This is a genomic window from Amycolatopsis melonis, from assembly GCF_040064235.1.
GTDB lineage: Bacteria > Actinomycetota > Actinomycetes > Mycobacteriales > Pseudonocardiaceae > Amycolatopsis > Amycolatopsis melonis.
This window is the reverse complement of the sequence record NZ_JBDZYD010000001.1, coordinates 11,954-35,028: the sequence shown is the minus strand read 5'-3', so window position 1 is coordinate 35,028 and position 23,075 is coordinate 11,954. Positions and strand designations below refer to the sequence as shown.

The 23,075-nt window shown below is 72.4% G+C and carries 19 protein-coding genes; 8 read left to right on the top strand and 11 right to left on the bottom strand.

The features are described 5' to 3' along the window. Positions 1-2: 2 nt before the first annotated feature. Both ABJI51_RS00160 and ABJI51_RS00155 read right to left on the bottom strand, forming a co-directional pair. Positions 3-455 (bottom strand): roadblock/LC7 domain-containing protein, encoded by a 453-nt coding sequence (locus ABJI51_RS00160; RefSeq protein ID WP_348946743.1) that lies wholly within the window; start codon positions 453-455, stop codon positions 3-5. After that, positions 452-4,381 carry a sensor histidine kinase gene (locus tag ABJI51_RS00155; protein WP_348946742.1) on the bottom strand — a complete coding sequence of 1,310 codons (3,930 nt, stop codon included), beginning with the start codon at positions 4,379-4,381 and terminating at the stop codon, positions 452-454. Before ABJI51_RS00155 ends, ABJI51_RS00160 begins: the two co-directional genes overlap by 4 nt. Before the next feature lie 1,015 nt (positions 4,382-5,396). On the opposite strand from ABJI51_RS00155, the gene ABJI51_RS00150 reads away from it, so the two are divergent. Both ABJI51_RS00150 and ABJI51_RS00145 read left to right on the top strand, forming a co-directional pair. Beyond that, positions 5,397-5,834, top strand: coding sequence for a DUF485 domain-containing protein (locus tag ABJI51_RS00150; protein ID WP_348946741.1), 438 nt, complete (start codon positions 5,397-5,399; stop codon positions 5,832-5,834). Then, the gene (locus ABJI51_RS00145) at positions 5,831-7,420 is read left to right on the top strand and encodes a solute symporter family protein (protein WP_348946740.1); all 1,590 of its coding nucleotides are present in this window, start codon (positions 5,831-5,833) and stop codon (positions 7,418-7,420) included. Before ABJI51_RS00150 ends, ABJI51_RS00145 begins: the two co-directional genes overlap by 4 nt. Here the strand turns inward: ABJI51_RS00145 and ABJI51_RS00140 are convergent, their stop codons facing one another. Further along, entirely contained in the window at positions 7,421-8,005 is a 585-nt protein-coding gene (locus ABJI51_RS00140; RefSeq protein ID WP_348946739.1) for a TetR/AcrR family transcriptional regulator, read from the bottom strand. Positions 8,006-8,138: 133 nt separating this feature from the next. Here ABJI51_RS00140 and ABJI51_RS00135 point away from each other — a divergent pair, with 133 nt between their 5' ends. Next, on the top strand, positions 8,139-9,563 hold the full coding sequence (locus tag ABJI51_RS00135; RefSeq protein ID WP_348946738.1) for an MFS transporter: 1,425 nt from the start codon (positions 8,139-8,141) through the stop codon (positions 9,561-9,563). On the opposite strand, the gene ABJI51_RS00130 is transcribed toward ABJI51_RS00135, so the two are convergent. From ABJI51_RS00130 to ABJI51_RS00110, 5 genes are all read right to left on the bottom strand, one after another. Continuing rightward, complete coding sequence (locus ABJI51_RS00130; RefSeq protein ID WP_348946737.1) at positions 9,541-9,885, bottom strand: DUF3817 domain-containing protein; 345 nt, start codon at positions 9,883-9,885, stop codon at positions 9,541-9,543. The two genes, ABJI51_RS00135 and ABJI51_RS00130, sit on opposite strands and share 23 nt — an antisense overlap. A 10-nt stretch (positions 9,886-9,895) precedes the next feature. Continuing rightward, entirely contained in the window at positions 9,896-10,285 is a 390-nt protein-coding gene (locus tag ABJI51_RS00125; protein WP_431605550.1) for a hypothetical protein, read from the bottom strand. A 148-nt stretch (positions 10,286-10,433) separates the two neighbouring features. Then, positions 10,434-11,345 (bottom strand): lytic transglycosylase domain-containing protein, encoded by a 912-nt coding sequence (locus tag ABJI51_RS00120; RefSeq protein ID WP_348946735.1) that lies wholly within the window; start codon positions 11,343-11,345, stop codon positions 10,434-10,436. A 117-nt stretch (positions 11,346-11,462) separates the two neighbouring features. Continuing rightward, positions 11,463-11,945, bottom strand: a complete 483-nt coding sequence (locus tag ABJI51_RS00115) for a helix-turn-helix transcriptional regulator (RefSeq protein WP_348946734.1) — start codon at positions 11,943-11,945, stop codon at positions 11,463-11,465. A 326-nt stretch (positions 11,946-12,271) separates the two neighbouring features. Beyond that, complete coding sequence (locus ABJI51_RS00110) at positions 12,272-12,439, bottom strand: hypothetical protein (protein WP_004558947.1); 168 nt, start codon at positions 12,437-12,439, stop codon at positions 12,272-12,274. Between the two features lie 102 nt (positions 12,440-12,541). Between ABJI51_RS00110 and ABJI51_RS00105 the strand changes: the two genes are divergently transcribed. Together ABJI51_RS00105 and ABJI51_RS00100 are read left to right on the top strand one after the other, a co-directional pair. Further along, positions 12,542-13,315, top strand: a complete 774-nt coding sequence (locus ABJI51_RS00105; protein ID WP_348946733.1) for a crotonase/enoyl-CoA hydratase family protein — start codon at positions 12,542-12,544, stop codon at positions 13,313-13,315. 370 nt (positions 13,316-13,685) lie between these two features. Beyond that, a complete protein-coding gene (locus ABJI51_RS00100; RefSeq protein ID WP_348946732.1) occupies positions 13,686-14,216 on the top strand; it encodes a GNAT family N-acetyltransferase in 531 nt (176 codons plus the stop codon). Here ABJI51_RS00100 and ABJI51_RS00095 read toward each other — a convergent pair. Next, positions 14,213-15,349 carry a CaiB/BaiF CoA transferase family protein gene (locus ABJI51_RS00095; protein WP_348946731.1) on the bottom strand — a complete coding sequence of 379 codons (1,137 nt, stop codon included), beginning with the start codon at positions 15,347-15,349 and terminating at the stop codon, positions 14,213-14,215. The genes ABJI51_RS00100 and ABJI51_RS00095 overlap by 4 nt on opposite strands. Positions 15,350-15,362: 13 nt before the next feature. Then, positions 15,363-16,514 carry an acyl-CoA dehydrogenase family protein gene (locus ABJI51_RS00090; protein ID WP_348946730.1) on the bottom strand — a complete coding sequence of 384 codons (1,152 nt, stop codon included), beginning with the start codon at positions 16,512-16,514 and terminating at the stop codon, positions 15,363-15,365. Positions 16,515-16,608: 94 nt separating this feature from the next. On the opposite strand from ABJI51_RS00090, the gene ABJI51_RS00085 reads away from it, so the two are divergent. The 3 genes from ABJI51_RS00085 to ABJI51_RS00075 all read left to right on the top strand — a co-directional run bounded on the left by ABJI51_RS00085 (position 16,609) and on the right by ABJI51_RS00075 (position 19,937). Further along, positions 16,609-17,226, top strand: a complete 618-nt coding sequence (locus ABJI51_RS00085) for a TetR/AcrR family transcriptional regulator (RefSeq protein ID WP_348946729.1) — start codon at positions 16,609-16,611, stop codon at positions 17,224-17,226. Positions 17,227-17,298: 72 nt separating this feature from the next. After that, the gene (locus ABJI51_RS00080; protein WP_348946728.1) at positions 17,299-18,225 is read left to right on the top strand and encodes a hypothetical protein; all 927 of its coding nucleotides are present in this window, start codon (positions 17,299-17,301) and stop codon (positions 18,223-18,225) included. A 101-nt stretch (positions 18,226-18,326) separates the two neighbouring features. Further along, a complete protein-coding gene (locus tag ABJI51_RS00075; RefSeq protein WP_348946727.1) occupies positions 18,327-19,937 on the top strand; it encodes a succinic semialdehyde dehydrogenase in 1,611 nt (536 codons plus the stop codon). A gap of 100 nt (positions 19,938-20,037) precedes the next feature. Here the strand turns inward: ABJI51_RS00075 and ABJI51_RS00070 are convergent, their stop codons facing one another. Continuing rightward, positions 20,038-23,061 (bottom strand): helix-turn-helix transcriptional regulator, encoded by a 3,024-nt coding sequence (locus ABJI51_RS00070; protein ID WP_348946726.1) that lies wholly within the window; start codon positions 23,059-23,061, stop codon positions 20,038-20,040. Positions 23,062-23,075: the final 14 nt, after the last annotated feature.

Genomic DNA, 23,075 nt, shown 5'->3' with positions numbered 1-23,075 from the left:
CATCATCCCACCGGTTCGCCGATCAGCGACCCCCCAGAGCCCTGAAGCTGGGCGCGCAGCTCGGGGGTGAGGATCTGGCCGACCCGGTCGACGAGCATCGTCATCTCGTAGGCGACCTGGCCGATGTCGCAGTTGGGGGCGGCGAGCACGGCAAGGCACGAGCCGTCGCTGATCGACATCAGCACCATGATCCCCAGTTCCATCTCGACGACGGTCTCGTTGACGGCACCGGCCTCGAAGCAGCGCGCGGCACCCTGGGTGAGGCTGACCAGGCCCGAGGCGACCGCGGCGAGCTGGTCGGCCCGGTCCAGCGGGAGCCGGTTCGACGCGGTCAGCAGCAAGCCGTCCGCCGAGACGACCACGGCGTGCGCCACGCCGGGCACCCGCTCCGCGAAGTCGTTCACCAGCCAGCCGAAGTTGTTCTGCGTCGGCTGCGCGTTACCCGGCGAGGTCATTCACCCTCCATAGTCTCGTGGTTGGTCTCGGCCGCCTGTGCGGTGCGGTGGCGTCCACGCTCGATGCCCTGCTGGAAGCTCCGCAAGCGGCCGCGCACGTCGTGTGCGTCCCGTTGTGGTCGGGGGGCCGTGGCCCCGGTGGGCGGTCCGGCGCTGCCGGGGAGCAGCTGCTCCCCCCGACGGCGCCGGGGCAATCCTGCCGAAGTGAACGTGGAGGGTGTCGACTGGGACACCGCTTGCACGGCACGCCAGCCTTCGTCGGTACCGAAGTTCCACTCGGCGGTGACTTCTTCCTGCCGCGGAGCATCGGCACCGTGCGGCTTCCGCGACGGCAAGGAGGACGGCGGAGCAGCAGGACGTCCGTTGGCGACCGGGAGCTGCCCGGACTCCTGGAAGATCGACGACTGCCCTCGCTGGGGAAGGGTTTCCTGCTGCCGCGGCTGCGGGAGGGGGGCTGGTGGTTCCGGCTGCCGGTTGTCCTGGCTGGTCTGCTGACTCGCGGCCGACGGGGTGGGGGCCTCCGGCTGCTGCGGTTTCTTGGGCTGCGGTTTCTCGGCCTGCTGGTCCTCGGCCTGGGGCGTGGCTGCCTCCGGCTGCGAATCGGCCTGGGAGGACCCCGCAGCCGGTTCCTGAGCCGAACCCGGCTCGGTGGCTTGGGCCTCGCTCGCTTGGCCCGCCACCTGCGGTTGGGTCACGCCCGGCTGCGGGTGGTCCGTCGCTTGCTGCGCACCGACCTCCGGCTGCGCACCAGCGGCTGCCTGGCCGCCCGCGCCCTGCGGCTGAGCGGCCGACTGCCCGCCAGTCACACCCTGCGACTGGCCGGTCGCCTGCTGCGCACCAGCGGTTCCCTGGCCACCCGCGCCCTGCGGCTGAGCGGCCGACTGCCCGGCAGCCGCCACCTGTGGCTGGACCGCACCCGGCCGCTGGGCCGCGCCCTGCGGTGCACCAGCCGATTGCCCGGTGCCCGCCGCCTGTGGCTGACCGGCCGCCTGCCGCGCACCCGTCTCCGCCTGCGCACTGCCCGCACCCTGCTGCACCGCGGCTCCCGGGGCAGGCTGGGAAGCCGTCCCGAACGTTGCCGCCGTACCAGCCGCGGGCTGTCCCGGGGTCACCTCCGGGCGCTTTGCCTTCGCCTGGCGCGCGTGCTGGCGTCCGCGGGTCACGCCGCGCTGGAAGCTGCTCAGGCGCCCTCGCACCTCCGCCGGGTCGCGGACCGGGAGTTCCGGGCGCTCCGGGGCGGGCTCGGGGACCGCTGCCGGGGGTGGCGGGGGGACCGCGCTGCCCGGCATCAGCTGCTCGCCGCGGCGGCGGCGCGGGAGGCCCGCCTCGGTGAACGCCGTCGGCGCGGCCTGGGAACGAGCCTGGACCGTGCGCCAGTTCTCGTCGCTCGCGAAGTCCCAGCTGCGCCGCTCCTGCGGCTCCTCCGCCGGCTCCTCGGCGGACTCGGCCTCGGGCGCCGACGGCTTGTCCTCACGGAACCAGGCCGACAGCATCTCGTCGAAGATCGGGGTCGTCTCCGAGCGGTCCGGTGCCGGGGCGGCAGGCGGGGCCGAGGCCTCCGTCGCCTGCTGCCACCAGTCGCTCAACGTCGTTTCGTTGGCGGAGAACAGGTCCTTGCCCGAAGGCAGGTTGTCCGCCTTCGGCGGCTGCGCGGGCAGCGGCAGCACCGCGGGCACCGGCGGCAGCGTCGGACGCGGGGGCGGCGGGGTGTCCTCGTCCTTCGGGATCGGCGCGAACAGCGCCGTCCCCGAGATCTCCGTGTCCGACGGCGGCCGCACGCCCGACAGGCCCGCCAGGTCGCTCGCCGAAGGCCAGCGCTCCTCGCCCATCGCCGGCTGCGGCGGCACCACCGGCCGGGGCCGGGCACTGCCGTTGACCGGGCGGCGCGGCAGCCGGTGACCCGCCGCGGGGCTGGTCGGGTGCGGCTGGACGGCGCCGATCGGGCCGGTCGCCGGGCCGTCGGTCACCGGCATCACCAGCTCCGGCGGGACGACGACCGTGGCACGCACGCCCACGATGTCCTTGCCGCCGTGCAGCGACACCCCGATGCGGTGCCTGCCTGCCAGCCTGCCGACGACGAACAGGCCCATCCGCCGGGACGTCGCCAGGTCCACCGAGCCCGCCTCGGTCAGCCGGGCGTTCGCCTCGGCGACCTCGGCCTCGTTCATGCCGATGCCCTTGTCGAGGATGTCGATGTGGAGCGAGCCGTCCTCGCCCAGCCGCGACGCCACCGTCACCGACGTCTCCGGCGCGGAGAACGCGGTCGCGTTGTCGAGCAGCTCGGCGACCAGGCGCATCAGGTCGCTGGCCGCGTAGCCGACGACCCGGGCCGGGGGCGGCGGCTGCACCTGCACCCGCTGGTACTGCTCGATCTCCGACACCGCGGCGCGGAGCATGTCGGTGGTGCCGACCGGCTTGCCGGACCGGCGGCCCGGCTCGGCGCCGGAAAGCACCATCAGGTTCTCGTTGTTGCGCCGCATCCGGGTGGCGAGGTGGTCGAGCTGGAACAGCGTCGCCAGCTGGTCGGCGTCCTCCTCGTCCCGCTCCAGCTGCTCGATCAGCTGCAGCTGCCGCTGCACCAGGCTCTGGCTGCGCCGGGACAGGTTGACGAAGACGCTGCCGTAGCCGGTGCGCATCGCGGCCTGCTCGGTGGCCAGCCGCAGCGCCTGGTGGTGCACCTTGTCGAAGGCCCGCGCCACCTCGCCGACCTCGTCGTCGGTGTGCACCGGGACCGGCCGGACGTCGGTGCCCTGCGCACGGCCCTCCTGGATGTTGCGGACCGCCTCCGGCAGCGCGGTCTCGGCGACGTCGAGCGCGCTGCGGCGCAGCACCTTCAGCGAGCGCAGCAGCTGGCGGGTGATGAGGAAGACGACCGCGACGGCGAGCACCATCGCGCCGAACAGCAGCACGGCGAGCAGGCCGGCCCCGCTGCTGGACTCGTCGACCAGCTCCGCCGCGGTCGCCGAGGCCGACGTGCCGAGGCGGTCGGCGACCTGGGCGATCTGCGTGCGCATGGCCGTCGAAGCGGCGGTCCAGTCGGCCGGGGGCAGCGTGCGGAACGCGTCGTCCACGGCGTCGGCAGGCGCGTTGAGCACGGACTCGACCATCCGGGCGCGGCTCTGCGCCTGCGCCCCTTCGGCGATCGCCGCGAAGTCGCGCTGCAGCGTGTCGCCCGCCGCCGAGCGGAAGTCGACCAGCCGGTCGGCAAGCCGCAGCTCGGCGGCGCGCAGGGTGGCCATGTCGCTCGGCGACAGCGCCTTGCGGGCGATGCCGTAGGAAACGAGTGCCTGGCTGACCGACACCTGCTCGCCCGCGACGAGCAGTTCGTGCAGGCCGGCGGGGGTACCGCCGAGGGTGCCGTCGCCGGCGCCCGCGGTGGCCGCGGTGTCGAGGCCGACGAGCGAGGAGATCAGCCCGGAGTACGCGGTGATGGCCTGTGCCGGGTCGAGCTGGCCGCCGTCGACCTGACGGCGCAGGAAGGCGAGGTTGCCGACCTGCGCGGTCGCGGCGCCCGCGGCACCGGCGACGCCGGGCTCGATCGCGGCCGCGCGCTCCTGCGCCGCGGTGAACGGGCCGACCGCGGCGTCGGTCGCCTTGCGGGCCGCGGCCAGCTCGGGGGTGCCGCCGACGGTGCCCTCGGTCAGCTTCGCCGAGGTGACCGTGCGCTCCTGCTGCAACGCCCCGGCGAGCGCGCGCACCTGGCCACCGAGGGCGACGAGGCGGTCGAGCCGCTGGTACTCGCCCGAGCGGCCCACCTGCGCGGCGATCGTCGTGATGCCGAGCACCAGCGCGAGCACGATGGGCACGACGGTGACGGCCGAAAGCTTGACGGGCAGGCTCCAGTCGCGCCAGCGCACGAGCGCCTGCCACGCGGCCTTCCCCTTCGACCGCCGGGGTGCTCGGCCGAGCAGCTCCCCGACGGGCACCTGACCTTCTCCTGCAACGGTCACGTAAGTGACTCCCTGTCCGGCGTCATGGATCCGCGTCGGCGGCGCGGCGTCCCGGCTCGCGGCGGGCGGCCGGACGGTCGTGCCGTCCCTGCGCCGCCGCGTGCCGGGCGCCCTCGCTCGGCCCCGGCCGCCCCGCCGTCCGCGCGCCCGTCGCCGGGCAGGCACCGCCGCCTCGTCGTCCCGTGCCCGGGACTCTGCACGTGCACGTCGCAAGTTGCGTTCTGCACGGGTCGCGAGATCAACTTAATCGGTGCCTATCGATCGCTGCGGTCAGCTGGGCCAAAGAATCGTACCCCCGATGCCCTGCCGGTCAATTGTGTTCCCCGTTCGGGCGCTGACCAGCGAAAATGTCATTTCGAGCCGAGAGCGGGCCCGCGCTTTCGGCCGGGCGGCCCCCAATGAGGGAATCCCGGTTACCGGACGCGTGGCCCACCGACGGGTGGACGTCACCCGGTTAGCCCACCCGGAGCAGCAGTGTCCCTCGGACGATCTACACTCCGTACCCCCGAGGAGTGGGTCAAGCCCCAAGGTATGCCCGATGTTGTGGCTTTCCGTGCTCCCATGCCCCGACCCGGTGATTTCTTTCGGAACATCGCGCTGACCAGTGGATCTTCGCCTACTTCCCCACCCTGAGGGACACCCACAAGCACCATCGCAACCCGGATTCGACTACGCTCCGCGATCACTCTGCCGGGTCATCTGCGCCCATTAGCCCGTTCGCCGCAGTGTCCGCCGAACGCCACAACGTGCCGTCACAATTCTTTTCATCATTCCGGGTGATCTGCCCGTGATCTTCGGCCGAGTTTCGCCGATCCACCCATTCGACGGGAAAACGAATACCATCCGGCCTGGCCGGATGGACCGCCCGGCCGCCTCGCGCAGCACCCGGACGGCGTAGTTACGATGTCGGCTCGCAGACCGCAAGGGCGGCCGGCGCCCCGCCGCGGGCGCCGGGAAACCGCCGCCACGCAGGCACTCTGCCGGAGGCACCATGTACGACGTCGCGCGTCCCGCACCGGGCAACGCCCTCGAGGAAACGGGACAGCTGCCCGTCCTGTTCTCCGGGGATCACCCGTCCGGCGTCCAGCACGGCAGGCCCGCCGCCCGCACCGGCCCCGACTACCGCGCGATCCAGGCCAGTCCCGAGTTCACCGCGCTGCGCCGCCGGTTCCGCGGCTTCGTCTTCCCGATGAGCTTCGCCTTCTTCGCCTGGTACATGACGTACGTGCTGCTGGCCGCCTACGCGCACGACTTCATGAGCCGGAAGGTGATCGGCGAGGTCAACGTCGGCATCGTGCTCGGCATCGGGCAGTTCGCCAGCACCGCGCTGGTCACCTGGCTCTACCTGCGCTACGCGCGCCGCCGGATCGACCCGCGCGTCGCCGAGCTGCGGGCCCGTGCGGGCGAGTCCGGCCGGACGCGCCGGTGACCGCCCTCGCCGCGGGGACGCCCGCCAGCGACCCGATCGTCAACACGGCCGTGTTCGCCCTGTTCGTGGCCATCACGCTGTACGTCGTCTACCGGGCAGGCACCCGGAACTCCTCGACCGCGGACTACTACGCCGCGGGCAGCGCGTTCACCGGCCGCCAGAACGGCATCGCCCTGTCCGGGGACTTCCTGTCGGCGGCGTCCTTCCTCGGGATCGCCGGCGCGATCGCGATCCACGGCTACGACGGGTTCCTGTACTCGATCGGGTTCCTCGTCGCCTGGCTGGTCGACCTGCTGCTCATCGCCGAGCTGCTGCGCAACACCGGCCGGTTCACCATGGGCGACGTCCTGAGCTTCCGGATGAAGCAGCGCCCGGTCCGCGCGGCGGCGGCGACGTCGACGCTGGTCATCTCCTTCTTCTACATGCTGGCGCAGATGGCGGGCGCCGGCGGCCTGGTGGCCCTGCTGCTCAACGTGCACTCCAAGCTCGGCCAGGCGCTGGTGATCGGCGTCGTCGGCCTGGTCATGGTGCTGTACGTGCTGGTCGGCGGGATGAAGGGCACCACGTGGGTGCAGATCATCAAGGCCACCATCCTGCTGCTGTGCGGCGCGCTGCTCACCGTGTTCCTGTTCGGCAAGTTCGGCTTCTCGTTCTCGAACCTGCTCTCCTCGGCGGCCGAGAACAGCCCGCTCGGCGACAAGCTCCTCGAACCGGGCGGCTCCTACGGCAGGAACGACACGACCAAGCTGGACTTCGTGTCGCTGTCGCTGGCCCTGGTGCTGGGCGCGGCGGCGCTGCCGCACGTGCTGATGCGCTTCTACACCGTGCCGGACTCGCGGGAGGCCCGCCGCTCGGTCGTGTGGGCCACGGCGTGCATGTTCGTGTTCTACCTGTGCACGCTGGTGATCGGCTTCGGCGCGGCCGCGCTCGTCGGCGCGGACGAGATCAAGAACGCGCCGGGCGGGGAGAACTCGGCGGCGCCGCTGCTGGCCCTGCACGTCGGCGGGGCGCTGCTGCTGGGTGTCATCGCCGCGGTGGCGTTCGCGACGATCCTCGCGGTGGTGGCCGGGCTGACGATCACCGCGTCCGCGTCGTTCGCCCACGACGTCTACGCGAACATCTTCAAGCACGGGAAGGCCGAGCCGGCCGACGAGGTCCGGGTGGCGCGGCTGACCGCGGTCGTGGTCGGCGTGCTGGCGATCGCCGGCGGCGTGCTGGCCAACGGGCAGAACATCGCGTTCCTGGTGGCGCTGGCGTTCGCGGTGGCCGCGTCGGCGAACCTGTCGACCCTGCTGTACTCGCTGTTCTGGAAGCGGTTCAACACGACGGGCACGCTGTGGGGCATCTACGGCGGCCTGATCGCGTGCCTGGTGCTGGTGCTCTTCTCGCCGGTCGTCTCGGGTGCCCCGGACGCGATCTTCAAGGGCGTCGACTTCGCCTGGTTCCCGCTGAAGAACCCGGGACTGGTGTCGATCCCGTTCTCGTTCCTCTGCGGGTTCGTCGGCACGCTGGTCGGCAAGCCGAAGGCGGACGCGGAGAAGCAGGCCGAGATGGAAGTCCGGTCGCTGACCGGCATCGGCGGCTGATCAGCCCGGCGGCCGGGACCCGGCGCGCAGGCCGTCGAAGATCACGCCGAGCACCCGCTCGCCGTCCTCGGGCGAGCAGTTGCGCACGGCCATGCCCGCGCCGTGGCCGAGACGCAGGACGTCCACGCCGAAGACGTCCTTCCGGATCAGCCCGGCGTCCTGCGCCGTCTCGGTGAGCACGCCGGTCGCCTCGCGGAGCCGTTTCTGGCAGTACCGGAAGGTTTCCGAGCCGGCGTCGATGGACTCCTTGAGGATCGTGGCGAGCTTGTGCCGCTCGACCACCCACTTGACCTGCTCGCGTACCCACGTCTCGAGGGCCTCCCACGGCGGCAGCTGCTCGTGCAGCACGAACGCGCGTTCGGCCAGCACCTCGATCTCGTCGCGGTAGACCGCTTCGAAGAGCTTCTCGCGGGTCGGGAAGTGCCGGTAGAGGGTGCCCGCGCCGACGCCTGCCTTCTTGGCGATGTCGTCCAGCGGCACGTCGGCGCCGTGCGCGGTGAACAGGTCGTTCGCCGCGGCGACGATGCGCTCGTAGTTGCGCCGCGCGTCCGCGCGCATCGGACGTCCCGTGTCGCCGCCCGGCATCCCGGCCTCCTCGCCTCTAACCGGAGAGATTCTCCGAATTCACTTGCGCATCCGGAGACGCTCTCCATATTATCGGATCACAGCCAAGTGGAGAACGTCTCCGCTTCTTCTCTACTCCTTGGGGGAGTATCCCTTGTCGCACTTGACCGTCGACCGTGCGCCCGCACCGGCTCGGCGCAGGCACAGCGGGCTGATCCTGGCGATCATCCTGACCTGCCAGCTCATGCTCATCCTCGACGCGACCGTGATGAACGTCGCACTCCCGCGCATCCAAGCCGACCTCGGCTTCTCGCCCACCGGCCTGTCCTGGGTGATGACGGCCTACAGCCTGGTCTTCGGCGGCCTCCTGCTGCTCGGCGGCCGGGCAGGCGACCTGTTCGGGCGGCGCCGCATGTTCGTCATGGGCACCGCCGTGTTCACTCTCGCGTCCCTGGCAGGCGGCCTCGCCGGCTCGGCAACGCTGCTCATCGCCGCCCGCGTCCTGCAGGGCGTCGGCGCCGCGATGGCGGGCCCGAGCACCCTGGCGCTGGTCACCACCACGTTCACCGAGGCCAAGGCCCGCGTCCGGGCGCTGTCGCTGTTCTCCGCGATGTCCAGCGGCGGGTTCGCGATCGGCCTGATCGTCGGCGGCCTGCTCACCGAGTGGATCTCGTGGCGCGCCGCGCTGTTCATCAACGTGCCGTTCGGCCTGGCGATCGTGCTGCTGGCGCCGCGGTTCGTGCCCGAGCCCGAACGGCGGCACGCGCACCTGGACCTGCCCGGCGCGATCACCGGCACCCTCGGCGTCGGCGCGCTCGTGTTCGCCTTCACGCACGCCGCGTCCGACGGCTGGGGCAACGCGGTGACGCTCGGCGCGCTCGCCGCCGGCCTGGCGCTGCTGGCGGTGTTCGTCGCCATCGAAGCCCGGACCGCGATGCCGCTGGTCCCGCTGCGGCTGTTCGCCGAACGCAACCGCAGCGCGGCCTACGTCAACTTCTTCCTCGGCCCGATGGCGATGATGTCGATGTTCTTCTTCCTGACGCAGTTCATGCAGGACATCGGGCACTTCGCCGCGCTGGCCACCGGGTTCGCGTTCCTCCCGATGGCGGCGCTGATCTTCACCATGAGCCGGCTCGTGCCGCGGCTGCTCGGCCGCTACGGCCCGAAGCCGCTGGCCGTCACCGGCTCGGTGCTGATGGCGAGCGGCGTCGCCTGGCTCAGCCTGCTCACCCCGGCCAGCACGTACTTCCCGGCGTTGCTGGGACCGCTGTTGCTGATGGGACTCGGCGGCGGGCTGGTGTTCGCGCCGCTCAACGTGATCGTCATGGCGACCGTGCCCGCCGAGGACGCGGGCGCGGCGGGCGGCGTGCTGCAGACGATGCAGCAGGTCGGCAGCACGCTCGGCCTGGGCATCCTGATCACGGTGTTCGGCTCGGCGACCCGCTCGTCGACCGCGACCGGCGCTCAGCTCACGGTCGACGGGATGACGGCGGCGTTCGGCACGGCCGCGCTGTTCGCGGCGGGCACGTTCCTGGTGGCGCTGACGTTCCGCCGCGTCACAGCTTCTGCCCGGCCTTGACCCGGTGGGTCACCCGGCGCTCGACGAGGAACGAGACGAACGGGACACAGCCGGCCAGCAGCACGAGCACGGTGCCCTTGATCGACCAGCGGGCCTTGATGGCCAGGTCGATGGTGAGCACGAGGTAGATCATGTAGAGGACACCGTGGATCGGCGAGTAGACAGCCGACGGCGTGGGGTTGCCGAAGCCGTACCGCAGCACCATCACGAAGCACAGGCCGAGCAGGCCGACGCCGGTGACGTAGGCGGCGGTGCGGAACCGGGCCAGGGGGCCGGTGAGCGGCACCGCGGTCTGGGCGGCGCCTTCGGTGCTGGTGGTCATCGGTCGTTCCTCACTCTGCGGCCTGCTGGTCGCGGGCGTTCAGCTCGCGCAGGTAACGGTTGTACGCGGCCAGCTCCTCGTCCTCGTCCGTGGCGTACGCCGGTGCGTCGGGACGGGGACGGGGAGCGGGTACCTCGGCCTTCGGGGCGGGCTCTTCCGGCTGCGCTTCGGCTTTCTCGCGCAGCCGCCGGATCCGCCAGAACATGAAGGCGGGAAAGAGGCCGAACAGCGGCCACTGCAGGACGTAGCCGAGGTTCTGGAAGGTGCCGTTCGCCGAGGTGAAGCGGTCCCACTGCCACCAGGCGAGCCCGCAGCAGACGAGCAGGCTCACCAGGCAGGTCGCGACGATCGCGATCCGGCGCCCCCAGGGGGAACCCGCCGGCGGAGGGGAAGCTGGCACGGCCCCGACGCTAGCACTGCGCGGCTGAGAGATCCCGGCCGACCGTTCCCGGGGTGGCCCGCCTCTCAGGGATGCCCGGACGTCATGAACGAGTCGTTCACCTCGTCTGACGACAGGAAAGAGTCGTTCATGTCATCCGGGCACCGCGTCAGCCCTGCTTGCGCACCGCCTGTGCCGCCTTGGCGTACCCGTCCGCCAGGCCGAACACCTTCTGCGCATACTCCGTCGAGTTGTTGTACGACAGGATTCCGGCCCACCAGCCCGCCGGGCTGGCCATGTCGCGGCCGCCCGCGCAGAGGTAGCGGGCCGCCGCCAGGGCCGCGTCGTCGATCTGCTGGGGGTCGCCGAGGCCGTCGCCGTTGCCGTCGGAGGCCCACTTGCGCCACGTGCCCGGGATGAACTGCATCGGGCCGACCGCCCGGTCGACGCCCGGGTCGCCGTCGAAGCGGCCGCCGTCGGTGTCGCCGATGGCCTGGACTCCCGCCGACCCGTCGAGGGGGACGCCGATGATCGGCTTGGACGGGCGGCCGTCCGCGCCCAGGACCGCGCCGGCGTACTGGCCGTGGTTGGACTCGATGCGGCCGATGCCTGCCAGCGTCGCCCAGGAGATCTTGCAGTTCGGCTGGATCGCGCGCAGCGCCAGCTCGGCGTTGCCGTACGCCTGCAGCGCGCGGGCCGGGACGCCGGTGACCGCCGCGACCTGGCTCGCCCACTGCGAGAGCGTCGCCGGTCCCGTCTCGCGGGGGCGGGCCTGCTGCGGTGCCGTCTGCTGGTCGGCGCCGCCCGCCACCGCGCCGCCTGCCGGGGCGACCGAGCCCGGGCGGACGTCGGCGGCCTTGACCTGCAACGCGGGGATTTCGGTGGTGAGGGGGCTCGCCTCCGGCGTCGACGCGCGGGTGACCAGCCAGATCCCGCCGCCGGCGACCGCCAGCACGGCGAGGACCACGAGCAGCCGGGTGAGCACGGCCACGGCGGGCGGGCGCGGTGCCGGTGCGGCGGGGGCGGCTTGGTCGACGGTGCCGATCCGGTCGTCCTCGGTCTTTCCGGTACTCCTGCGCACGAAACTCCGGTCCTCCGGCGTGGATGTCGACGACTTTTCAACGAGCCCGCGCAGGTTAGCGTTACGCGGGCCGTCGAAATCCTCCCACCACGCCGGTTCACCCGGCCGTGTCGGACGTCAGGCGGACTTCTGCTGGCGCGCGAGCCGCGCCACGCACCACGCCGGGGCGCTGCCGCGGCGCAGGTGCTGCAGGACGGTCATCGGGCCGAGCCTGCGGCTCAGGTCGGACGGCGCGAGCCCGGCCGCCCGGTAGTCGAGGGCCCGCTGGTCGAGCGGGCTGATGCCGGCGTCCCACCACTCCTCGGCCTCGGCGACGCCGCCGACCATCTGCCACCAGCCCGCGGCCGCCGTCAGCAGCTCTTCGGGCACTTCCGGCAGCCGGCGGCGCATCGCGTCGAGGTAGCCGGGGTCGGTCGACTCGACCGGGACGAACCGGGACGGTCCGGACCGGGCACGCTGGCCGGGAATGCCCGCGGCCTGAGGCGGCGCGTCGGCCAGCCACGCGGACGCGATGCGGTCGACCTCCTGCTCCTCCGGGGTCTGCTCGCGCTCGGCGGCCCACTGCCGGATCAACGCGTCCACTCCGGGATCTCCGGTCATCCCTGCCTCCTTGTAGGTCCCCGACGGACAGGCACTCGACGCCTGTCCCACGCGGTGGTGCCGCACGCACCAACCTGCACCTTGCTGAGTGGAAACTGCCTGCGTACCAGGGTTCTCCGAGGGGGATGGCGAACCACCCGATCACGCAATGTGAGCACCGTAGGGCCGAGGTGGTCTCCTTCGCCAGACCCCGTTCGCCACGAATTCGACGACCTGCGCGTTTCCGGCCGCAATCCACCCGGATGGTCGAGTGTCCGGTCCGGATTCCGGGATCGGTGACACTGCGTGATTTACCGTCCGCTAACACGGACGGTAGTGCCCGGAGGTCAGGAGAAGAGCGTCCGGAAGAACGTGACGATCGCTTCGGCGCCGTCCTTGAGCCAGCCGAGCACGCGGTGCACGAAGTCCGCGGACTGGGTGGGCTGGGTGATCAGGAAGAAGAGCACGAGCGCGACCACACCCACGATGAGAATCTTCTTCACGCCGCCCGACATGCGCTTCCTCCCCGGCTCGCCGTCCCCGTCCTGGGAGTGGCCACCCCAATACTCTAGGGAAGGCGTACCCGGAAGACACCTCGATCATCCCCAGGAGCGGCGATGCCCGGCACCGTGCAGGTCGAGCGCGAAGGCGCCGTGACGACGATCACCCTCGACCGGCCTGCCGCGCGCAACGCCGTCGACGGGCCGACCGCGGCGGAGCTGGCGGACGCGTTCCGCGCGTTCGACGCCGACCCGGACGCGGCCGTCGCGGTGCTCACCGGCGCCGGCGGCACGTTCTGCGCGGGCGCGGACCTCAAGGCGATCGGGACCGGACGGATGAACCGGACTCACCCGGACGGGGACGGCCCGATGGGTCCCACCCGGATGACGCTCGGCAAGCCGGTGATCGCGGCGGTGCACGGGCACGCCGTCGCGGGCGGGCTCGAGCTGGCGCTGTGGTGCGACCTGCGGGTCGCCGACGCCACGGCGGTGTTCGGCGTGTTCTGCCGCCGCTGGGGCGTGCCGCTGATCGACGGCGGGACGGTCCGGCTGCCGCGGCTGATCGGCCAGTCCCGCGCGATGGACCTGATCCTCACCGGACGTCCGGTGGCGGCGGCCGAGGCACTGGAGATCGGCCTGGCCAACCGCCTGGTCCCGGCGGGCGAAGCGGTGACGGCGGCACAGGAGCTGGCCCGGCAGCTGGCGGCGTTCCCCCAGGCCTGCCTGCGCGGCGACCGCCTTTCGGCACTCGCGCAGTGGGGAATGCCGGAGGAAGCCGCCCTGGCCGCGGAGTTCACCGCGGCGATGGGAACGGGAGTACTGGCGGCGGAAGCGGTCGACGGCGCGGCCCGCTTCGCGGGCGGCGAAGGCCGCCACGGCAAGTTCACCTGACGCCAGAGGCATGTCGCGTGATTGGAGAGGCATCACGCGTGATTGAAGGGTCGACTCGCGTGATCGGAGGGTCGACTCGCGTGATTGGAGAGTCGACTCGCGTGACTGGAGAGTCGACTCGCGTGATCGGAGAGTCGACACGCGTGACTGGAGGGTCGACTCGCGTGATTGAAGGGTCGACACGCGTGACTGGAGAGTCGACACGACCGGCCTGCCGTGTCGCCCCTTCGATCACGCGTGTCGACCGCTCAATCACGCGTGTCGGCTTCTCGATCACGGGTGATGCCTCTCCGCGCACGGGCGTGACTCGACTGGGGGCTCTTGCGTGTGGCCATACGGCTTCCGGTCGGGCGGCCGATAGGGTCGGCGGATGGACGACGATGTCTCCGGAGTCGTGCTGCGGCCGGTGGCCGAGGGCGATCTCGGGCTGCTGGAGGAGCTGACCAACGATCCCGTCGCCGCCGGGGAGCACCAGTGGTTCGGCTGGCACGATCCCGGCTATCTGCGCCGCCGGTGGCACGAAACCGGGATGCTCACCACCGAGGGCGGCATGCTCGTGCCGACGCTCGGCGGGCGCGTGCTCGGCCTCGTCTCGTGGCACCGCAGCCGCACCGGGCCGACGTCGTTCTGCTGGAACATGGGTCTCGTCCTGATGCCCGAAGCACGCGGGCACGGCTACGGCACCGAAGCGCAGCGCCTGCTCGTCGAATACCTCTTCGCCCACACGCAGCTGAACCGCGTCGAAGCGACGACCGAGGTCGGCAACCGCGCCGAACAACGCTCGCTCGAGAAGGCCGGCTTCACGCGCGAAGGCGTGCTTCGCGGCTACGGCTTCCGAGACGGCGAGTGGCGCGACAGCGTCGTCTACTCGGTCGTGCGCTCCGACCTCGCGAAGACCTAGGCGATCACGCCCGCCGCCCGCAGCGCGCCGAGGTCCGTGACGCCCAGTTCGGCGAGCACGGCTTCGGTGTCGGATCCCTTGGGGCGCGGGGCTTCCGGCGTGTCCGGCGGGGTCCGGCCGAACCGTGGCGCCGGCGCGGGCTGGACCATGCCGCCGATCTCGACGAACGTGCCGCGGGCCGCGTTGTGCGGGTGGGACGGCGCTTCCTCCGGGGAGAGCACCGGCGTGATGCAGGCGTCGGTGCCTTCCGCGCGCGCGACGAGGTCGTCGCGCGTGTGCTTGGCGATCGCCGCGGCGACGATCTCGCGCAGCCGGGGCCACTGCGTCTTGTCGATGTGCAGCGGCAGCTCGGCCGGGTCCAGTTCGAGGACCTTGACCAGCTCGCCCCAGAACCGCATCTCGATCGCGCCGACGGCGACGTACTTGCCGTCCGCCGTCTCGTACGTGTCGTAGAAGGGCGCGCCGCCGTCGAGCATGTTCTCGCCGCGCTCCCCTGCCCAGAGCCCGGCCGCCTTGATGCCGTGCAGGCTGGTGGTGAGCAGGGCGGCGCCGTCGACCATCGACGCGTCGACCACCTGGCCGCGCCCGGAGGTGTTCCGTTCGTACAGCGCGGCGAGGATGCCCATGGCCAGCAGCAGGCCGCCGCCGCCGAAGTCGCCGACGAGGTTCAGCGGCGGCACCGGTCGTTCGCCCGCCCGCCCGATCGGTTCCAGAGCACCGGCGATGCCGATGTAGTTGATGTCGTGCCCGGCCGCCGTGGCGAGCGGCCCGTCCTGGCCCCAGCCGGTCATCCGGCCGTAGACCAGGCGCGGGTTGCGGGCGTGCACGACGTCCGGGCCGAGCCCGATCCGTTCGGCGACGCCCGGCCGGAAGCCCTCGATGAGGACGTCGGCGGTGTCGCACAGCTTCAGCACCAGCTCGACACCCTCGGGCGTCTTGGTGTTGATGCCGACCGACCGGCGGCCGCGGGCGAGCGGGTCGGTCTGGATGCCGAGGACGTCCTCCCCCGGCTGCGCGCGGTCGACGCGGACGACGTCGGCGCCGAGGTCGGCGAGGATCATCGTGGCGAACGGCCCCGGCGCGAGACCGGCGAGTTCGACCACCTTCAGGCCACCGAGCGGACCTGCCTTCATGAGCGGGACCCTTTCAGAGCGAGCGGGAGATGATTTCCTTCATGATTTCGCTGGTGCCGCCGAAGATCCGGGAGATGCGGACGTCGGCCCAGGCGCGCGCGATGGGGTACTCGGTCATGTAGCCGTAGCCGCCGAAGAGCTGCACGCAGTCGTCGACGACCTTGTTGACACGCTCGGTGGTCCACAGCTTCGCCATCGCCGCGCCCTGGACGTCGAGTTCACCGCGCAGATGGCGTTCGATGCACTGGTCGAGGAACGCCCGCGCCACCGCGGCCTCGGTCGCCGCCTCGGCCAGGGTGAACTTGGTGTTCTGGAAGGAGAAGAGCGGCCGCCCGAACGCCGTGCGCTCCTTGGTGTATTCCAGCGTCAGGTCGACCGCGGCCTCCAGCCCGGCCACCGCGGTGACGGCGATGATCAGCCGTTCCTGCGGAAGCTGCAGCATGAGCTGGACGAAGCCCTGCCCTTCGGCGTCGCCGAGCAGGTTGGCGGCGGGCACCCGCACGTCGTCGAAGAACAGCTCGGCGGTGTCCTGGCCCTTGAGCCCGACCTTGTCCAGCACGCGGCCGCGGCGGAAGCCCGGGGTGTCGGTTTCGACCACGATCAGCGAGACGCCCTGCGCGCCCGCGTCCGGGTCGGTCTTGCACGCGACGACAACGAGATCGGCGTGGAACCCGTTGGTGATGAACGTCTTCGCGCCGTTGAGGACGTAGTGGTCGCCGTCGCGGACCGCGCGGGTCTTGATGTTCTGCAGGTCGGAGCCGGTGCCGGGCTCGGTCATCGCGATCGCGCCGACCATCTCGCCACTGGCCAGCTTCGGCAGCCACTCGCGCTTCTTCTCTTCCGAGGCGTAGGCGAGCAGGTAGTGCGCGACGATTCCATTGTGGACGGTGACGCCCCACGCGCTGTCGCCGGCCCTGGCCTGCTCTTCGTAGAGGACGGCCTCGTGCGCGAAGGTGCCGCCGCCCCCGCCGTACTCCTCGGGGACGGACAGGCAGAGCAGGCCGACCTCGCCGGCCTTGGTCCACAGCTCGCGGTCGACCTTCTTCTCCGCCGCCCAGCGTTCCTGGTGCGGGACGGCCTCCTTCTGCAGGAAGGACCGCGCCAGCTCGCGGAGGTCGTCGAGCTCGGTCGTGTTCCAGGAGCTCTTGGGCAGTTGCAGCGGCACGGGACCCTCCTGCTGGAAAACATGACGCTCGGCATGTAAGTTCTGATCGGAATGTACATCCATTCCGTCCGGTAGGTAAAGCAGGGAGGCCGCGGTGACCGAGACGGCGCACCGGACCCAGGCGCAGCGGCGCGAGCAGACCCGCACCGCGCTGCTCGACGCCACCATCGACTGCCTGGTGGACCTCGGCTACGCCCGCACGTCGGTGCAGGAGATCTGCGCCCGCGCGGGGGTCTCGAAGGGCGCGGTCCAGCACCACTTCACGACGAAAGCCGAGCTGATGGCGGCCGCCGTCGAGCACCTGACGACGAAGCTGCGGCGCCGGCTCGCGGCGTCGCTGGACGACCTGCCCGGCGGCGGCACCGGCGTCGCGGCGGCGATCGACCTGCTGTGGACCGGCTACTCCGGCACGCTCTCCACCGCCGTCACCGAGCTGTGGGTCGCCGCCCGCACCGACGCCGAGCTGCGCGCGGCCATCCGGCCGGTCGACCGCGCGCTCGGCCGCGCCACGCTGGAGCACGTCACCCAGGTCGCCGGCGAGCTGCCGCCCGAGCGCGCGGAAATGCTGTTCTGGCTCACCGTGAACCTCACCCGCGGGCTGGCGCTGGACGCCGAACTCGGCGGCGACCCGAACCGGCGCCGCCAGCTGCTGGACGAGTGGAAGCGCATCGCCGTCCTGCTCTACCAGGACGCCACGACTGCGCCGAGCTGACCAGCAGGGCCGAAATCCCCTTATTCCGCGGCCGGATTCGTGGTCCAATCCCCCGGACAGAGGGGAGCCTCGATGACTACCGGCCCGTACCCCTACTCCTACGGCCCGCCGCCCGCGCAGCCGCCCGCCGACCCGGGCGCGCTCCTCCGGCTGCTCGCCGGGATGCTCGGCGCGCTCGCCGCGGTGCTCGTGCTGGCCGGGTCGTTCCTGCCGCAGACGACGTTCGAGCAGGTCGTCAACGGCAAGACCGAGACCAGCCAGACGATCAGCGCGTGGTCGCGCTCGTTCAACGTCGAGCCGAGCGACGAGGCGAAGCAGTTCTACGAGAACACCCACGTCGCCCGCTACGGCATCCCGCTCGCCGCGGGCGCGGTCGTGCTGCTGGCCGGCGCGGGCCTGGCGTTCGCGGGCACCCGGCGCTCGGCGGGCGAGGGCGTCCGCTCGGGCGCCCGGACGGCCCTGGTCGCCGGGGGTGCCGGGGTGACCGCGGCGGTGTGGATGCTCGGCATGGACGTCTCGGCGACGTTGAGCTACGAGTCCGACCAGGGGTCCATCCGGTCGCAGTACTCGACCGGGACGGGGTTCTGGGTGCTGCTCGGCAGCGGGGTCGTCGCGCTGGCGGCGCTGGTGTTCGCCGTGCTGGCCGGACTGCGGAAGGCGCCTGCCCCGGCTCCGGTTCCGGCTGGACCGCCGCCGGGGCCGTACGGGCAGCCGTACCCGCAGCAGCAGTCGCGGCCTTATCCAGTGCCGCCGCAGTATCCGGTGCAGCAGCCGCGGGATGTCGGGCCGCAGTATCCCGGCTCTCCGCCGTCGCAGCCTTTCCCGGCGCAGAGCGGCCCGCCTTCGCAGCCCTTCCCCGCCCAGCCGGACTCGCTGTCCTCGCGCCTCGACGATCCCTACGGCGGGGCGACGCAGGCGTACCCGCATCCGGCGCCGGGGAAGCAGGAGCCGACCGAGCCGAACTACCAGCTCCCGCCGCTCAACCCGCCCAATACGTGAATCTTATTCACATCAGACTGGACAACTGACGTACCGACGGTATGGTGTACTCGTCGGTAACCTCTGCGCGCCGTGGCGCGGACTCCGCGAACGGAGACGTCATGACCAGCACGACCCCCGCGAACGCAGTCGAAGACACGTCCCTGCCTCCGACCGTCGGCGGTGTCGCCGGAGCGCCCGGCGCGGCGCGGGCGGCCGCACTCGTCGCCCGCGTGACCGGCGGCGCGGACTCGGCGCCGATCCGGATGCGCGCGCCCTTCACCGGGCAGCCGATCGCGAGCCTGCCCCAGGCCACCGACGCCGACGTCCGCGCGGTGTTCGCGAGCGCGCGGACCGCCCAGCGGGCGTGGGCGGGCCGCTCCCCCGCCGACCGCGCCCGCGTTCTCACCCGGCTGCACGACCTGGTGCTGGCCCGGCAGGACGAGGTGCTCGACCTGGTGCAGGTCGAGGCGGGCAAGGCGCGGCTCGACGCGTTCGACGAGGTCAGCGCGACCGCGCTGGTCGCCGCCTACTACGGCAGGCACGCGCCGAAGATCCTCGCTCCGCGGCGCGTCGCCGGTGTCATCCCCGGCCTGACCCGCGCCGGCGAGATCCGGCACCCGAAGGGCGTCGTCGGGATCATCTCGCCGTGGAACTACCCGCTGGCCCTGACCGCGATGGACGTCCTGCCCGCGCTGGCGGCGGGCAACGCCGTCGTGCAGAAGCCGGACAACCAAACCGCGCTTTCGGCGTTGTGGCTGCACGAGCTGGCCGAGGAGGCCGGGCTGCCCGCCGGGACGTGGCAGATCGTGCTCGGCCGCGGGTCGAAGATCGGCACCGCGCTGATCGAGGAGTCGGACTACCTCTGCTTCACCGGGTCCACGCCGACCGGCAAGGAGCTGGCCGGGCAGGTGGCGCGGCGGCTGACGTCGTACTCGCTGGAACTCGGCGGCAAGAACCCGATGATCGTGCTGCCCGACGCCGACGTCGCGAAGGCCGCGGCGGGCGCGGTGACGGCGTGCTTCTCCTCGGCCGGGCAGCTGTGCGTGTCGGTCGAGCGGATCTACGTCCACGAGGACATCCGCGACGAGTTCACCCGGGCGTTCGTGGCCCGCACCGCCGCACTGAAGCTCGGCGGCGCGCTGGACTACCACGCCCAGATGGGGTCGCTGACGTCGGAAGAGCAGCTCGCGACGGTGTCGGCGCACGTCGAGGACGCGCGCGCGAAGGGCGCTTCGGTGCTCACCGGCGGCCGTGCGCGGCCCGACCTCGGGCCGCTGTTCTACGAGCCGACGGTGCTTTCCGGCGTCACGCCCGAGATGGTGCTGTTCGCGGAGGAGACGTTCGGGCCGGTGGTGTCGATCTACGGCTACACCGACGTCACCGACGCGATCGACCGGGCCAACGACACGCCGTTCGGGCTCAACGCCAGCGTCTGGTCCCGCAACGCCCGCGCGGGCTGGGAGGTCGCGGCCCGGCTCAAGGCCGGGACGGTGAACGTCAACGAGGGCTACGCGGCGACGTTCGGCAGCGTCGGCGTCCCGATGGGCGGGATGAAGGACTCGGGAGTCGGCCGCCGCAACGGCGCCGAAGGCCTGCTGAAGTACACGGAGTCCCAGTCGATCGCGCTGCAGCGCGGCCTGGCCCTGCGCCCGCCGCGCGCGGTCCCGGGTTCGCTGTGGTCCCGCGGCATGACTTTCGGCCTCAAAGCCCTCCGCCGCCTCCCCCGCTGACCCGTAACTCACGTGATCAGGGCCGTAACTCGCGTGATTGGGGCCGTAACGGCTTCAATCACGCGAGTTACGGCCCCAATCACGCCGGTTACGGGTCTGATCACGCGTGTTCTGCGGTCGGGGCCGTGAGGAGACCTCGGTCGTAGGCGATGGCCACCGCTTCCGCGCGGCGGCTTGCGCCCAGCTTGGCCATCACGCGGGACAGGTGGACGCTCACCGTTTTTTCGCTGATGTACAGCTCTTCGCCGACCTGGCGGTTCGTGCGGCCCAGCGCGACGCGCTCCAGGACGTCTCGCTCGCGGTCGGTCAGCGGGTCGGTGACCGGGCGGGCCGGGGGTGGGGGTTGCGCGCCGGCCAGCTCGACGCGGGCGCGGTGCGCGAGGTCGCGGACCGCGTCGCGCAGCGGGATCGCGCCCAGGCGGACGGCCACCGCGTGGGCCGACTCCAGGGCTTCGCTCGCGTCGGCGTCCGCGGCCAGCAGGGCCTCGGCCTCGTGCCAGCGGCAGATCGCCTGCTCGTAGACGGCGCCGTAGCCGAACGCCTCGGCCGCGGCCGCCCACTGCGCGGCGTCGCCCCGGCCGTGCAGGCAGGAGGCCGCCGCCTCGAGGCGGGTCAGCCAGGCCCGGCCCTCCGGTCCGAGCGTTCCCGACCGCGGCTGCCCGATGACCGCGCACATCCGGCCGTGGGCCAGCAGCCGCTCGCCGGCCGCCACCGCGGCTTCGGCCGCGGCCGGGTCGCCGTGGACCCGCGCGCCGGCGGCCAGCGCGGCCGCGGCGGACACGCCCAGCGCCGACACCCGGATGCCCGCCAGCAGCCCCGGCTCGATCCGTTCCAGCCAGCCGACCAGCTCTTCGGCCTGGCGGACCGCCTCGGCGTGCTCGCCCCGCCAGTACGCCAGCTCGATCCCGGCGGCTCCGGCCGACAGCGGGATCTGCACGTCCGCCGTCCAGTGCTGCCGCAGCCCGTCGAGGAGCTTCGCGGCTTCGCCGAACCGGCCGCGGGCGACGACGAACAGCGACCAGATCGCCAGGATCCGGGCGGCGACCGCACTCGACACCCCGCGCCCGGCGCGGCCCGCGCTCTCGTCCGGCCAGTCACCGATCAGGTACCGCTGCTGCAGCTGCCCGGCCCGCAGCTCCAGGCCGAAGACGCTCCAGCTGAGCCCGGTTTCCTCCGCCCGCGCCACCCCGCGTGCCCCGTTTTCCAGTGCCGCCGCGTAGTCGCCGTGGTCGAAGTAGCTCAGCGACAGGAAGTACGCCGCGCGGATCTCGGTGTTGAACGCTCCCGCGTCCCGTGCCTTGCGTTCGGCCTGGCGCAGCCGCTCGCGGGCCTCGGCGACGTCGCCCGCGGAGTCGGCCAGCGTGCCGAGGGTGACCAGTGCCGACGCCTCCGCGCCCGCCGCGCCGACCGCCTGCGCGTCGGCGACCGCGGCGAGCGCGCTCTCCAGCGCCGCCTCGGGCTGGTCCTGCAGCCGCAGGAACCCGGCACGGCTGGCCAGCACCCAGGCCCGTGCCGAGCTGGGCTCGGTGTCCTTCACCAGGTCCCAGGCCCGGTCGATGGCCGCGACCGCCTCGTCGAGGGTGCCTTCCAGCGCCAGCAGCGCCTCGGCCAGCCGCCGCCACACCTTCGCGGCGCGGTCGTGCGGGATGTCCGGGGTCAGCGCCTGGGTGGCCGAGCGGGCGAACGCGACCGCCCGTTCCGGCTCGCCGGACGTGCCGGCGAAGTAGGACGCCTCGTGCAGCAGCCGCAGCTCGTCGAAGCCCTCGGGCCGGTCCTGCGGCGGGACGGCGTCCCAGATGGACAGTGCCTGCTCGACGTGCTGCAGGGCCGAGCCGGGCGCGCCGAGCTTCTCGGCCTCGGCCATCGCGCGCAGGAACGCCGGCAGCGCGGTGACCAGGTCGCTGCTCTGCATCGAGTGGTAGGCCAGCTTCGCGTCGTGCCCGCGACCCTGCGGCCGCGCCTGGATGCGCGCGGCGTACGCGGCGTGCGTGCGCGACCGCTCCCCCGGCAGCAGATCGCCGTACACCGCTTCCTGCAGCAGCGCGTGCCGGAACGTGTACGAGCCGTCGGAGAGCACCACCAGGACGTGATGCTGGACGGCTTCGCGCAGCGCCTCGTCCAGTTCCAGCTCGCCGAGCGCGGAGACCTCGGCGAGCGCGGCGTGCATGACCGGCTCGTTGGCCACCGAGATGACCCGGACGACCTTGCGGGCGTCCGGCGAGAGCCGCTCGAGCCGGGACAGCAGTACCTCGGCCAGCCCGGCGGGCAGGTCGTTGCACTCGGTCTTGGTGGCGAGCAGCTCCTCGGCGAAGAACGGGTTGCCCTCGGAACGGGCGACGATGTCGGCCACGACGTCCGGGGACAGCGGCTCGTCGGCCAGCGCCTCGACGAACCGGCGGGCGTCGGCGGCGCCGAAGGGCCGCAGGTCGACGCGTTCGACGGTGGCCAGCCGGACCAGCTCCGACAGCAGGCCGCGCAGCGGGTGCCGCCGGTGCACGTCCTCCTCGCGGTAGCTGCCCACGACCAGCAGCCGCTGCGCGCGCAGGCGGCTGAGCAGGAAGGACAGCAGGTTGCGGGTCGAGGCGTCGGCCCAGTGGAGATCCTCCAGCAGGATCACCACCGGGCGCGCCTGGGCGACCTCGGTCAGCACCCCCAGTACCGCGTCGAACAACTGCAGCTGACCGAGGTCCTGCTCGGGCCGGGGACGGACCATCGTCTCCCGGTCGTTGGAGGTCATCGGCGGGTGTTCGGCCGCACGGGGCTCCTCGAAGCCCTGGCCCTGCGGCAGCAGCCGCCCGAGCGCGGGCCGGGCCCGCACCGCGGCGGCGACCACCGGGTCGGTCGCGCTGCCCAGCGGGGCGAGCGCCTCGGCGAACGGAAGATAAGGAAGACCGCCTTCGCGGACGTCGATGCAGCGGCCGGTGAGCACCAGCGCACCGCAGCCTTCGACATGCTCGGCGAGCGCGGTCAGCAGCCGGGTCTTGCCGACCCCGGCGTCCCCCGAGAGCAGCACCGCGCCGGCTTCGCCACGTTCGGCCCTGGCGAAGGCGGCGCGGAGCCGCCGCATCTCGTGGGTACGGGCGACGAGCGGGATTCCGGAGCCGAGTCGGGGCACGAGGAGCATTCTGTCCTACCCCA